14 protein-coding genes are annotated in these 13,173 nt (G+C 60.6%); 1 reads left to right on the top strand and 13 read right to left on the bottom strand.

The annotated features are described in order from the left end of the window. Nucleotides 1-153 precede the first annotated feature (153 nt). From QM600_RS06240 to QM600_RS06185, 12 genes are all read right to left on the bottom strand, one after another. The gene (locus tag QM600_RS06240) at nt 154-795 is read right to left on the bottom strand and encodes a dTMP kinase (protein ID WP_283260595.1); all 642 of its coding nucleotides are present in this window, start codon (nt 793-795) and stop codon (nt 154-156) included. A 77-nt stretch (nt 796-872) separates the two neighbouring features. Beyond that, complete coding sequence (ahcY, locus tag QM600_RS06235; protein WP_243619386.1) at nt 873-2,351, bottom strand: adenosylhomocysteinase; 1,479 nt, start codon at nt 2,349-2,351, stop codon at nt 873-875. 85 nt (nt 2,352-2,436) lie between these two features. Continuing rightward, nucleotides 2,437-3,153, bottom strand: coding sequence for a TetR/AcrR family transcriptional regulator (locus tag QM600_RS06230; protein ID WP_283260594.1), 717 nt, complete (start codon nt 3,151-3,153; stop codon nt 2,437-2,439). A gap of 33 nt (nt 3,154-3,186) precedes the next feature. Continuing rightward, a complete protein-coding gene (locus QM600_RS06225) occupies nt 3,187-3,369 on the bottom strand; it encodes a rubredoxin (protein ID WP_283260593.1) in 183 nt (60 codons plus the stop codon). Next, on the bottom strand, nt 3,366-3,551 hold the full coding sequence (locus QM600_RS06220; RefSeq protein WP_283260592.1) for a rubredoxin: 186 nt from the start codon (nt 3,549-3,551) through the stop codon (nt 3,366-3,368). The genes QM600_RS06225 and QM600_RS06220 overlap by 4 nt, the downstream gene beginning before the upstream one ends. Further along, complete coding sequence (locus QM600_RS06215; RefSeq protein WP_283260591.1) at nt 3,548-4,789, bottom strand: alkane 1-monooxygenase; 1,242 nt, start codon at nt 4,787-4,789, stop codon at nt 3,548-3,550. The genes QM600_RS06220 and QM600_RS06215 overlap by 4 nt, the downstream gene beginning before the upstream one ends. A 109-nt stretch (nt 4,790-4,898) precedes the next feature. Then, nucleotides 4,899-6,395: an amino acid permease gene (locus QM600_RS06210; protein ID WP_283260590.1), complete on the bottom strand. Its 1,497-nt coding sequence runs from the start codon at nt 6,393-6,395 to the stop codon at nt 4,899-4,901. 110 nt (nt 6,396-6,505) lie between these two features. Further along, the gene (locus tag QM600_RS06205) at nt 6,506-7,432 is read right to left on the bottom strand and encodes a cation diffusion facilitator family transporter (RefSeq protein WP_283260589.1); all 927 of its coding nucleotides are present in this window, start codon (nt 7,430-7,432) and stop codon (nt 6,506-6,508) included. Between the two features lie 29 nt (nt 7,433-7,461). Continuing rightward, nucleotides 7,462-8,679 (bottom strand): mannose-6-phosphate isomerase, class I, encoded by a 1,218-nt coding sequence (gene manA, locus QM600_RS06200; RefSeq protein WP_283260588.1) that lies wholly within the window; start codon nt 8,677-8,679, stop codon nt 7,462-7,464. Then, nucleotides 8,679-9,803 (bottom strand): tobH protein, encoded by a 1,125-nt coding sequence (locus QM600_RS06195; protein ID WP_283260587.1) that lies wholly within the window; start codon nt 9,801-9,803, stop codon nt 8,679-8,681. Before QM600_RS06195 ends, manA begins: the two co-directional genes overlap by 1 nt. A gap of 115 nt (nt 9,804-9,918) precedes the next feature. Further along, nucleotides 9,919-11,292: a phosphomannomutase/phosphoglucomutase gene (locus QM600_RS06190; protein WP_283260586.1), complete on the bottom strand. Its 1,374-nt coding sequence runs from the start codon at nt 11,290-11,292 to the stop codon at nt 9,919-9,921. 119 nt (nt 11,293-11,411) lie between these two features. Continuing rightward, nucleotides 11,412-11,810 (bottom strand): DUF3499 domain-containing protein, encoded by a 399-nt coding sequence (locus QM600_RS06185; RefSeq protein WP_283260585.1) that lies wholly within the window; start codon nt 11,808-11,810, stop codon nt 11,412-11,414. Between the two features lie 80 nt (nt 11,811-11,890). Here QM600_RS06185 and QM600_RS06180 point away from each other — a divergent pair, with 80 nt between their 5' ends. After that, nucleotides 11,891-12,379 carry a metallopeptidase family protein gene (locus QM600_RS06180; protein WP_283260584.1) on the top strand — a complete coding sequence of 163 codons (489 nt, stop codon included), beginning with the start codon at nt 11,891-11,893 and terminating at the stop codon, nt 12,377-12,379. A gap of 136 nt (nt 12,380-12,515) precedes the next feature. On the opposite strand, the gene QM600_RS06175 is transcribed toward QM600_RS06180, so the two are convergent. Next, nucleotides 12,516-12,779: a WhiB family transcriptional regulator gene (locus QM600_RS06175; protein WP_165826358.1), complete on the bottom strand. Its 264-nt coding sequence runs from the start codon at nt 12,777-12,779 to the stop codon at nt 12,516-12,518. Nucleotides 12,780-13,173 lie beyond the last annotated feature (394 nt).

Genomic DNA, 13,173 nt, shown 5'->3' with positions numbered 1-13,173 from the left:
CCGTGTCGTCGTCGACAACCAGAATCCTTGGTTTCATATCCCTATCGTTGCATCTTCGAGTGGCGAATCTGTCTGTTACGTGACTGTGCGGCGTGCCGCGCGTTTCCCTCTACTGTGCCGGAAACTTCCGATTCACGCTCTGATCGCGATTCATCACGTGAAATCGGCCAGTTTTCGAGCGAGATCGGAGGGGTCCGTGTCGGGGCCGATAACCCACCACGGCGATACCCATTCGGTTGCGGCCAGCTGTGAGTAGAGCGCGCCCGTCCGGATTTGCAACTCCCCGTCACGCTCGTAGGCATCGCGCTCGCGGGTGGCATCTTCGGCCTCACGGCCGCGGGCTCGCTCCTCCGCGAGCGCTACCGGAACATCGAGGTACAACTGAAGGTCGGGCGCCGGCAATTCCAGCCGGTTCAGTTCCAATTCACGTACCCACTCGACCATTTCACCGTCGACGCCCTGGCGCATCCGAGCCGCGTTGTACGCCGCGTTGGACGCCACGTAGCGGTCGAGTAGGACAATGTCGTTGGCGCTCAACAATTCCGAGATCTGCGATGAAGCACCGGCCCGGTCCAGTGCGAACAGCACTGCCATCGCATTCACCGAAGCAGCGAGGTCGCCGTGGGCACCCTTGAGCGCCTCGGCAGCAAGATCCGCATGGATCGATTGCCCGTAACGGGGAAAATCGAGGGTGGCGATCGAAGTGCCGGTCCGCCTGAGCTCGTCGACGACCTTGCCGATCAACGTCCGCTTGCCGGCTCCGTCGAGCCCTTCCAACGCCACAAGAATTCCCACGACGAAAGCCTATCCCCCGGCCCGCAGACGCGGACCGGGGGACGGTGAGTGAACCACTGCGCCAAAAACCAACTAGCTCAGTAGCGGTAGTGCTCCGGCTTGTACGGGCCTTCGACGTCGACGCCGATGTACTCCGCCTGCTCCTTCGAGAGCCTGGTCAACGTGCCACCGAGTGCCTCGACGTGGATCTTCGCAACCTTCTCGTCAAGGTGCTTGGGCAGACGGTAAACCTCGTTGTCGTACTCCTCCGGCTTGGTCCACAGCTCGATCTGAGCGATGACCTGGTTGGAGAAGCTGTTGCTCATCACGAACGACGGGTGACCCGTGGCGTTTCCGAGGTTCAGCAAACGTCCCTCGGACAGCACGATGATCGAGTGACCGTCGGCGAAGGTGAACTCGTCGACCTGCGGCTTGATGTTGATCCGCGTGACCTCACCGGACTTCTCCAGGCCGGCCATGTCGATCTCGTTGTCGAAGTGACCGATGTTGCCCAGGATGGCCTGGTGCTTCATCGCCTTCATGTGATCGAACGTGATGATGTCCTTGTTGCCTGTGGACGTGATCACGATGTCGGCCCAACCGATGGCCTGCTCGACGGTCTTGACCTCGAAGCCGTCCATCAGTGCCTGCAGAGCGTTGATCGGATCGACCTCGGTGACCGCGACGCGAGCGCCCTGGCCACGAAGCGCCTCGGCGCAACCCTTGCCGACGTCACCGTAACCGCAGACGAGAGCAGCCTTGCCGCCGATGAGAACATCGGTGCCGCGGTTGATACCGTCGAGCAGCGAATGGCGGGTGCCGTACTTGTTGTCGAACTTGCTCTTGGTGACCGAGTCGTTGACGTTGATGGCCGGGAACGTGAGTTCTCCGGCAGCGGCAACCTGGTACAGACGCAGAACGCCCGTAGTGGTCTCCTCGGTGACGCCCTGAACCGACTCGGCAATGGCAGTCCACTTGCCCTTGTCAGCCTCGAGCGACTGACGCAGCAGAGCCAGGAAGACCTTGTGCTCGTCGGAATCCTGATCGTCGTCCGTCGGCGGCACAACGCCGGCCTTCTCGAACTGCGCACCCTTGAGCACCAGCATGGTGGCGTCGCCACCATCGTCGAGAATCATGTTGGCGGGCTCGCCCGGCCAGGTCAGCATCTGCTCTGCTGCCCACCAGTATTCTTCGAGGGTTTCACCCTTCCAGGCGAAAACCGGAACGCCCTTGGGCTCCTCCGGCGTACCGTGCGGGCCGACAACGATGGCGGCCGCGGCATGATCCTGCGTGGAGAAGATGTTGCACGAGGCCCACCGAACCTCGGCACCGAGCGCCGTGAGCGTCTCGATCAGAACTGCTGTCTGAATGGTCATGTGAAGCGATCCGGAAACGCGAGCGCCCTTGAGCGGCAACACATCTGCGTACTCACGACGCAGCGCCATGAGGCCCGGCATTTCGTGCTCGGCCAGACGGATTTCCTTGCGACCGAACTCGGCCAGCGAAAGGTCCGCTACTTTGAAGTCGATTCCGTTGCTGCTATCGGCCACGGGTGTTGCTGAAACTGAGGTCGTCATCTGCCTCTCCTGGTTGACGTGCATACTCTGCTCAAGGCTATCCGCTCAATGCCCCGATAAGCACACCAGCGTGATCCGGCGAACCTCACAACCCGCCGCGCGCACCACGTGCCACGCCTGATCGCTCCCGACGTACCACGTCCGATCGCTCCTGACGTGCCACGTCCGATCGCTCCTGACGTGCCACGCCTGATCGCTCCTGACGTGCCACGTCGATGAACGGCCCCAGTAACGTACCCAGATCCTCCGCCACGGACGCTCCGGACTCCGGCGGCATCGAAATGTAGCTCAGCCCCAACCGGGCAACTGCCCTGGCCAGAATGCCTGCATCGGCTGCCGACGCCTGAATCCAGCCCCTCTGAAAGCTCTCCGCGAGCCGCGCCGACGCCCGGTCGATGATGACGGCGCTGTCGGTGGTGATCAGCCGGAGCAGATCAGGTTTTGCCTCCCCCGTCAGCAGAGATTGCACCAGAGGATCAGAAGCGCTCGAGGCAAAGAAACTGCCGAAGCCCGCCATGAGTGCGACAACGCTGTGGCCTTCATTGGCGACCATCGCCTCATCGACGGCGTCGACGAACCCGTCGGCCAATCGCAGCGCGTAGGCCTCCGCTAATCCCTGCCGTGAACCGAACTCGTTGTAGAGCGTTTGCCGACTGACTCCGGCGCGCTTCGCCAGCACCGTCAGAGTGACCTCGGACCAGTCTTTCTCGGTGAGAAGCTCGCACATCGAGTCGAGTACCGAGTTGCGCAGCAGCAGACGCGACGCCTCTTTTTGCGGCAGGCGGACGTGCGTCGAAGTCATGACAGCGACTTTACCGATACGCGTCCTACCGGTTCAGGCGCGCTCGACCTCCACCATGAAAAAGTCCGCCTTTGCCGCCCCGCAATCCGGGCAACTCCAGTCCTCCGGAATATCGGCCCAGCGAGTACCGGGCGCTATGCCGTCCTCGGGCCAGCCTTCGGCTTCGTCGTACTCGAAACCGCATTGCGCGCACTGATACAGCTTGTAGTCGTTCACGATTCACCTCCTGATTCAATCGACACTGCTTCGAAATCGATCTTCTCCCGCACACCACAATCCGGGCAGCACCAGTCGTCGGTAACTTCCGTCCACGGTGTTCCGGCCGGAAAGCCTTCTCGCGGTGCACCGATCGCTTCGTCGTAGACGTACTCGCAGACGGGACATCGATACGCACTCATGACTGTTCTCCTGATGCTGCCCCGTACCGAGCGAGGATTCGCTCACGCTTCGACGGCTGAACATTGACGCGCGTGACGTCACCACCGTAATGAGCGATCACCTTGGGATCCATCACCTTTCGCCACAGCGGCGGAACGTAGGCCAGCATGATCATACTGGCATAGCCACTGGGCAAATTGGGTGCACCGTCCATACTCCGAAGCGTCTGGTAGCGCCGAGTCGGATTGGCGTGGTGATCGCTGTGACGCTGCAGGTGATACAGGAAAATGTTCGTGCAGATGTGGTCCGAATTCCAGCTGTGCTGCGGAGCGGCGCGCTCGTACCGACCACTATCGAGCCGATTCCGCTTGAGTCCGTAATGCTCGAGGTAGTTGACCGTTTCGAGGAGGCAGAAACCGAACACTGCCTGCAACACCAGGAACGGCAAGATCGAAAGTCCGAACACTGCCGTCAGCACTCCGAACAGGACCACGGACATCAGCCACGAATGCAGGACGTCATTGCGAATTGTCCACGGCTTCTTACCCAGTCGATCTAGCCGAGCCTTCTCGAGTTCCCACGAAGACCGCAGCGAACCCCACACGCTTCGCGGAAGGAAAGCCCAGAAGCTCTCGCCGAATCGAGACGACGCCGGATCCTCCGGTGTCGCGACACGCACATGATGCCCGCGATTGTGTTCGATGTAGAAGTGTCCGTAGAAGGACTGCGCCAGAGTGACTTTGGACAGCCAGCGCTCGAGGTCATCCTTCTTGTGACCCAACTCGTGCGCTGTGTTGATTCCGATTCCGGCGACACAACCGATAGTGATGGCCAGACCGATCTTGGAGATCAGCCCCAGCCCGCCGTCCATACCGAGCCAGGACAAGTCGGTTGCCGACCACAGGTAGCAGGCCACCACCAGACTGACCAACTGGAACGGAATGTAGATGTACGTGCAGTACCGGTAGTACTTGTCATTCTCGAGCCGTTCCATGACGTCGTCCGGCGGATTCTCACCGTCGGGGCCGAAGAAGACGTCCAGAATCGGCAGCAGAACGTACACAAGTAGTGGCCCGATCCACCACCACACGGGCGCGACGGCAGCCCAACCGACGCTGTTGAATACCGCGACCATTCCGACGGCGATGAACACCGAAGTAGGCGGAACCAGGCCGAGCAGCCAGAGATAACGCTTCTTGTCGCGCCATTCCTCAGGCGGCGTTGCCGGCCCGAACTGCGCGCTCACGTGTGTCGACACGGTGTGCTCCTCCATTCGAATCGACCCACAATTGTGAGTCAGTTCACTATGGAGTAGACAATACAACGTATTTTGTCCAATGCATAGACAAACAAAGGATTTTGTAAATCTAGGGAACTTCCCCTCGTTCCCGCTTGCCGATCATCGAATGCTGTCGGCTGTACGCGAAGTAGACGACCACACCGAGAGCCATCCACACGATGAACCGCAGCCAGGTCTCCACCGACAAGTTGAACATCAGCCACAGGCACGCCAGCACCGCCAGAATCGGCACAAACGGGACAAGCGGAACGCGGAATCCACGTGGCAGATCCGGTCGCGTCCGGCGCAGAACCAGCACACCGATCGAAACCAGAACAAACGCGAACAGCGTTCCGATGTTCACCATTTCTTCCAGGGTGCCGATCGGGAAAACACCGGCCAGCACCGCAACCACCACGCCGACCAACACCGTGATCCGCACCGGAGTTCCGTGCTTACCGGTCGGCGCAAGCCGGCGCGGCATCAAACCGTCACGCGCCATCGCGAAGAGCACACGAGTCTGACCGAGCATCAACACCATCACCACTGTCGTCAGACCTGCGAGGGCTCCGAACGAGATGACGTTTTTCGCCCACGTGATGTCATGGAACGCGAATGCGGTTGCAAGATTGGACGTGTCACCTTCGAGGACGTGGTAGTTGACCATGCCTGTCAGGACGAGCGTCACCGCGACATACAGGACTGTGACGATCAGCAGTGAACCGAGAATCCCCCGCGGCAACGCCTTCTGCGGATCCTTCGTCTCTTCCGCAGTAGTCGCGACCACGTCGAAACCGATGAACGCGAAGAACACCAGACTCGCCGCCGCCAACAACCCGTACCAGCCGAACGAACTTCCGCCCGCCCCCGTCACATAGGAGAACAGCGACTGGTGGATACCCTCACCCGTCGACGCCGGTTGGGGCGCCGGGATGTACGGCGTGTAGTTGTCGGTGTTGATGTAGAACATGCCCACGATGATCACCAGCAGCACCACCGCCACTTTGATCGCCGTAATCACCAACGAAACCCGCGAGGACAGTTTGGTGCCCGTGGCAAGCAGCACCGTGATGACGGCGACAACCAGCACCGCTCCCCAGTCGAAATTGATCGGCCCCCATTCGACTATCGGACTATGCGAACCCATCACCTCACCGAGATACAGGGACCAACCTTTGGCTACCACCGAGGATGCCAACGCAAATTCGAGGATGAGGTCCCAGCCGATAATCCATGCCACGAATTCACCAAATGTGGCGTAGGAGAACGTGTACGCACTACCGGCGACAGGCACCGTCGACGCGAATTCGGCGTAACAAAGTGCTGCGAGTCCACAGGCAAATGCCGCGATGACAAAGGCAAGAGACACCGACGGCCCGGCGACATTACCTGCCGTCCGGGCCGTAAGTGTAAAGATTCCTGCGCCGATGACCACCGCGACACCGAACACGGTGAGATCCCAGGAGTTCAGATCTTTTCGGAGTTTGGTCTCCGGTTCGTCGGTGTCCTTGATCGACTGCTCAATCGATTTGGTTCGGAACAGTTTTGAACGTCGTGATCCCGCTTGCTCGTCCTTGATGGCCACAGCCGCCTCCTTGCAGACCGACTACATACCGCGGGCGGCAAGGTGGACCAGCCGGTCCCGTCAGTGGCAACAGAGATGCATTCAGCCTAAGCCTGTGGAGGAAAGATTGCTCACCTGGCTTCTTTCGCAAGCCTGTCCAGATCGGGTTCCAGATAGATCACACGCGCGGCGGGAACCGCAGCGCGCACCCGCGCCTCGGCCGCGTCGATAGCGGCGGCGACATCCGAGATCGTGGAACCGAAGGGCACGGCGACCTTCGCGGCAACCAGAAGTTCTTCGGGACCCAGGTACTGCGTCTTGCAATGGATGACGCGTTCGATGCGGGTTCCGTCGACCAGCGCCGCCAGAATCCGGTCGGTTTCCGCGCTGGTAGCGCCCTCACCGATCAGCAGGCTCTGCATCTCGACGATCAGAATGATCGCAATGATCCCGAGCAGAATTCCGATGCAGAGTGTGCCGATACCGTCGAAAACCGGGTTGCCCGTCATCATCGTCAACGCGACGCCGCCAAGTGCCAGCGCCAGTCCGATCAACGCGCCGAAATCTTCGAGCAGGACGACGGGCAGTTCCGGGCTCCGTGAATTGCGGATGAAGCCCCACCACGTCGAGTCGCCCTTGACCAAACGTGATTCTTTGATGGCGGTCCAGAAACTGAAGCCTTCGAGTCCGATCGCAATAACCAGAATAATGACTGCGACGTACGCCGAGTTGAGGTCCTCGGGATGTTGAATCTTGTGTATTCCCTCGTAGATCGCGAACATCGAACCGAGAGTGAACAGCACCAGAGCGACAACAAACGAATAGAAGTATCGACTACGCCCGTACCCGAACGGATGGAGTTGGTCGGCTTCACGTTCGGCTTTCTTCTGCCCCAGAAGCAGCAGTCCCTGATTGGACGTGTCAGCAACCGAGTGCACAGACTCTGCCAGCATCGACGACGAGCCGGTGATCAGGAATCCCGCAAATTTGGCTACTGCTATTCCGGCATTCGCACCCAATGCCGCGAGAATTGCTTTCTTACTGCCGCTAGCCGACACAAATTCTCCCTGTCTGACAACAAATGTAACTATCGACCAACCGAAGCACTGAATACCTGCGCGTGCATGCTTTTCGCCGTTATCCGAACAGCCGGCTCGTCCGCGGAAATCCACGCCGACCGCCCCGCACCGAGGTCGAGCTCACTGCTTCCGCACCGAGCCGTCACCGCGCCGGCCGTGCAGATCAAGATTCTCGGACCACCCTCCGGTACGACGCTCTCCGTCGTGCCTTCGCCGAATTCGATCCGCGTCAACCGGAATTCCGATGCCGGTGTCGGATAGGTGAATTCCGCCGAATCTGGTCCCAGCTCGGGCTCGAGAACCGTGATGTCTGCACCGTTGAAATCGAGAACGCGAAGCAACTCGGGAACATCGACGTGTTTCGGGGTCAATCCACCGCGCAAGACATTGTCGGAATTCGCCATAATCTCGACTGCCAGTCCGTGCAGGTAGGCATGAAGGTTCCCGGCAGCGAGAAAGATTCCCTGACCCGGCTCGAGCGTGACTCGGTTGAGGAGCAGCGCAGCCAGCACTCCGGCGTCGCCGGGGTACGACTCGCCGAGTTCGAGCGCCGTGCGTATCTCTGGCGCGAACTCGACGTCTCGTTGCGAAACGTAACTGATGCATCCCGAAAGTACCGCCGGCAGCAGCGTACCGAGCGCAGCGGACGGCAGCGTTATCCATGTAGTGAACAGCGCGCGCAGTCCGTCGGAGTCCGGTTGTCCTTCGAGGAGGCCGATATACGGCTCGAGTTCGGCTACCGCCAACGCGCGCAGCATCTTGACCGTCCGCGCCGGTTCACGGAACCCGGCGAGAGCCTCGAACCGACTCAAAGCGACAACAAGTTCAGGCTTGTGACTACCGTCCTTGTAGTTGCGAATCGATGCGTCCATCGGCACGCCCAACTCATTTTCCCGGCGGAAACCCTCTGCCGCCTGCCGGGCGCTCGGATGAGCCTGCAACGACAACGGTTCTTCCGCCGCGAGCAATTTCAGCAGGAACGGCAGCCGCTCGCCGAATGCTTCGACGTTGGCAGAACCCAACTGTCCTGCGGGGTCGCGGCGCAGCAACTCGAGCAATGATTCAGTGCCGTTCTCGTCAACGACGAGAGCCGGATCACCCGGGTGCGCACCCAGCCACAATTCTGCCTCGGGATGGGCCGATGGCACGGGGCGCCCGCGAAGTTCCGCGATGGCCGTACGCGACCCCCACGCATACGACCTCAAAGCACCTTCGAGTTCTTGCACTACCGCGCACCACCCGTCAACTGCACGTACGCCGACGCCATATCCAGACGCGACGCCAAAACAAATAGCTGTTCCATCTCCGATACCCCCGTGTCGGCTGTGTCGTCGTGCGCGGCGATCACCAAGTCTGCATCTGCAAGCGCATCGATCCTGCGTGTGGCCTCCCCACGACCCGCTTCCATGGCAAAAACGAAAACACGAACGGGGTCGACCGGGAGTGCGCCGTCAAACTCCGGATCATGAAAGAACGGATCGTGGAACACCGAATCACGTGCGCCACCTGTCGGGACGAACAGTGACCGGGCGGCGGCAATCACATCGGAGAGCTCTGCGCCGGCAGCAGAATGCCCGGATGCCAGGAGTGAAGCACTTGCATATTCAGCGAGCGCAGACGCGAGTGCGCCGCTGCCGCACAGAACGACGCGATGGTCACGCATGCGAGTGGCCAACGATTTTGCCGGGTTGTGGAAGACCTCGTTTGTCGGCCCGTCGCTGATTGCTTCCGCATCGACGGCATCCGCGATGCGATCGAGAAACGACGTTCCGTCTGCACTGCGACCTAAGTACGACGTTCCGTCGGCACTGCGACCACGGTTGTCGATCGCGGCGACAACGGCGGCGAAGACTGCGAGAAAACGCATCATCGTATGGCGTGGGGCAGTGAACACACGTGGCGCCAGGGACATGGTTCGGCCGGCCGCGGCGGCACGCATCGGACCTTCTTCGGGAACCGCCACGACAACTTCGGCGCCGCGACGGACGCCGCCGTCAACGGATTCCACCAGCCTCGGATCGCCGGCGTCGTCACCCGCGACAACCACGACGTCGAGTGGACCCACCCACGACGGTGTCCGGTCCAACAAGACCAACGGACAACTGACCGAGTTACCGAGCAGAGCGACGGCGATCCGGGCAGCGTGCCTGGCACCCCCGGCCCCGGCGACCAACACGATGCTTCGTGGCCGCAGACCAACCAGCCGATCCAATGTGCCCTCGGCAATGGCCGAAGCTGTCGAGCGAATCTGTGCGCCCCCCATGGCTACCGAACGCAGTAGCCCCTCGAAATCGGCAGCAGACAAACCGTCACTGTCGTCGAGGTCGAGAAGCGGCGTCGGCGCTGTCATTTCACCGCACCCCCTTCTCCGTACCAAATTCTCTCGCAGTGTCCCGTGCGGGATAGTCCCCCAACTATCCCAGGTAAGTCGATGCGCCGACAAACCAATCGAGCAGATAATCTTCTCAGTTGCGCACGATCGCCAAGATCTCGTCGACCAACGCGTCGACATCTGCTTGCGTCAGGGCTTCGACGTTCAGTCGGAGCAACGGTTCGGTGTTGGATGCGCGCAGGTTGAACCAGGCCTTGCCGGACAGGTTGACCGTGACGCCGTCCAAACGATCAACGGATTCGGTGCGATCTGTGAAGGCCGCAATGACGGCAGCGGTGCGGTCGGCAGCATCCGCGACGGTGGAGTTGATTTCACCGGAAGCGCTGTAGCGGGTGTATTCGGCCATCAGTTCCGACAGCGGTCGGTCCTGCTCACCGAGTGCTGCAAGGACGTGCAGTGCGGCCAGCATGCCGGAGTCTGCACCCCAGAATTCGCGGAAGTAGTAGTGAGCGGAATGCTCGCCGCCGAAAATTGCTCCGGTGTCGGCCATCTCCTGCTTGATGAACGAATGGCCCACGCGAGTACGAATCGGCACTCCACCCAACTCGGTGACCAGTTCGGGCACCGCCGCTGACGTGATGAGGTTGTGGATGATCGAGGCGCCGGGCTCCTTCGCCAACTCGCGCTTGGCGACAAGCGCGGTCACGGCGGACGGTGATACCGGCTCGCCCTTTTCGTCGACGACGAAGCATCGATCGGCGTCGCCGTCGAAAGCGAGACCGAGATCGGCTCCCGTCTCGAGGACATACGCCTGCAGGTCCACGATGTTGGCCGGATCGAGCGGGTTCGCCTCGTGGTTCGGGAACGTGCCGTCAAGTTCGAAGTACAGGGGTGCGACGTCGAGGGGCATCGGCCCGAATACAGCGGGGGCGGTGTGTCCACCCATACCGTTGCCCGCGTCGACGGCAACTTTCATCTCACGCATTTCGGAGAGGTCGACCAGTCCGCGCAGGTAACTCGCGTACTCCTCGAGCACATCCTGGCTGCTGACCAACCCTGCCGGACCGTCGAACTCGGGTACGCCGGAAACAACCTCGGCCGAGATGACTCCCAGACCGGTGTCCTGGCCGACAGGCTTTGCACCGGCTCGGCACAGCTTGATTCCGTTGTACTTGGCCGGGTTGTGGCTCGCGGTGAACATCGCGCCGGGGCAGTTCAACAATCCGGAGGCAAAATACAGCTCATCGGTGGACGCCAGTCCGATATGGACGACATCGAGTCCCTGTGCGACGACACCGTCCGCGAAAGCCGCAGACAAGGACGGCGAGGATGCACGCATGTCGTGACCGATCACGACGGTGGTAGCTGCGCCGGCTTCGTCGCGGACCAGCCGTGCAAACGAAGCGCCGACATCGCGCACAAAATCTTCGTCGATCTGCTCACCGACTACGCCACGGACGTCGTACGCCTTGATGATTGCAGCAACCGACTCGGCTGTTCGCACCACTGAATTCATTCTCCTTGTATGCGCATCCCGACGGATCTGTCCGAGGGACGCTGAAAGTTGTGAGCAAGCCTAGTGCTTCACGCATGACAATTTCTTGTCATGGAGGCAGTCGCCTCGAGTCAGGCCGACGGGTCCGGCAGGACACGTAGGTGCCCTCGGCGCCCGGTGCGGGCTGCGGTGGGAGCGATAGAACGGACGTCCTCGTTCAGTGAAGCGCCGGAATCCTCACGACCCTTGTTTCGGTCGCCGAAACCGGCCTCACGAACGGCTTCCGCCAGGGCGGTCAAGTCGTCCTCATCCGGGGTACTTGTGGAGAATCCTCCCTCGTACCGGACCATTTCCCAGCCTTTGGGGACCGTGATACGCGACGCATGGTTGTCACACAGATCCCACGAGTGCGGTTCCGCGACAGTAGCCAGCGGACCTACAACAGCGGTGGAATCCGAGTAGACATACGTCAACGTCGCGACGGCGGGGTTCTTGCACCCGGGGCGGCAGCAGCGACGCAGAGATCTCACAGGTACGGAGCCTAGTCCTCCCCGCTGCCGGAACCTACTCGGACACACCGGGCGGCTTCGACTGTCGTAATCTCGACGGCATGCCACGCTCCCCCCGCAGACGCTCGGTGACCACCCGTTCTATCGAGCGGCGCGGACGAGGACTGCGTGGACCCTTGCTTCCACCGGAGGTTCCCGCACGTCGAACCCGAGCGGAGAAGTTCGACCTACTGGTCATGGATGCATTTGCCCCGGTCGACAGCGCCTGGCACGACCGACTCAAGAAACTCGATATCGCTGTGGACGAGGTTCCGAAGATCTTCGCCCGCGATCCCGACTCGGTGACCTGGCCGCCGGAAGTTGTCGCAGACGGACCGGTACCTCTCTCACGCTTGATCCCAGCCGGCATCGATCGCTACGGCAAGACGACGCGAGCGCGAATCGTATTGTTCCGTCGACCGCTGGAGCAACGTGCCAAAAATCCGGATGAACTCACGGATTTGGTCCACGACGTGTTAGTGCACCAGGTCAGTACGTTCCTCGGAGTAGACCCACAGGTGATCGACCCGACACTGCCCGACGAAGATTAATTGAATACTGAACTTGACAAAAACCGAGCATGATGAAAACCGAAAGTCTGTGTACGACCTGCAATTCCCCGTTGCAGGTCAGACTTCGCAGACCATCCGTCAGCCCCGACGCTGACGGAACCGATTCAGCAGGAGATCAGATGATTCCCCGCTTCAGGCGTCGCCGCTCGCGCTCCGACAACCCTCCCCAGATACCGAATCGTTCGTCATTGGCGAGTGCGTAATCGAGGCACTCGTCACGAACCTCACAGCCGAGGCAGATTCTCTTGGCCTCCCGAGTCGATCCACCCTTTTCGGGGAAGAACGCTTCGGGATCGGTTTGCGCACACAGTGCGCGCTCCTGCCACTGATCCTCGATGGTGTCGAACAGTTCCTCGAATCCAGTCACGAGACTCAGCACGGGCCGAGTACTCACTGCTTCGAAACCACTGCTGCAAGCACCTTCTGCTGCGCCCGCTCCGGAATCGGTCTGCGGTTCGTAGCTCACTGTCATTGCGAGAGAACTGATCTCGACATTTTCATTGGGCACCGTTCCGCCTCCTCACCTGTAATAGCGCAGAATTTCACTCCGTTTATTCAACCCCACCCCGTTGACCATTCGAAACTACGTTCGAATTTGGTCCCGCTGCACGTGATCTCGGTAGCAACGGTGGAATGACACATTTGAGATTACACACGTCCAGCGTGTCGCGGTCAAGCTAATCCATATCAATCCATTAGTATTCCGGCCCGAAATTCGCAGCCGACCGACTGCCCAGCGGGCACGACAGATCGAGCACCGCCTAGTCTTTGTC

Origin of the sequence: Rhodococcus sp. IEGM 1379 (assembly GCF_030056815.1) — a bacterium.
Lineage (GTDB): Bacteria > Actinomycetota > Actinomycetes > Mycobacteriales > Mycobacteriaceae > Rhodococcus_F.
Note: the sequence above shows the minus strand (reverse complement) of the source record. Positions and strands in the feature narration are given on the sequence as shown.

Coding starts and splice junctions, on each gene's coding strand:
- QM600_RS06195 (WP_283260587.1), bottom strand. CDS start 9,803: ATGACAGCGCCGACGCCGCTTCTCGACCTCGACGACAGTGACGGTTTG.
- QM600_RS06180 (WP_283260584.1), top strand. CDS start 11,891: ATGCCACGCTCCCCCCGCAGACGCTCGGTGACCACCCGTTCTATCGAG.
- QM600_RS06230 (WP_283260594.1), bottom strand. CDS start 3,153: ATGACTTCGACGCACGTCCGCCTGCCGCAAAAAGAGGCGTCGCGTCTG.
- ahcY (WP_243619386.1), bottom strand. CDS start 2,351: ATGACGACCTCAGTTTCAGCAACACCCGTGGCCGATAGCAGCAACGGA.
- QM600_RS06220 (WP_283260592.1), bottom strand. CDS start 3,551: ATGAGTGCGTATCGATGTCCCGTCTGCGAGTACGTCTACGACGAAGCG.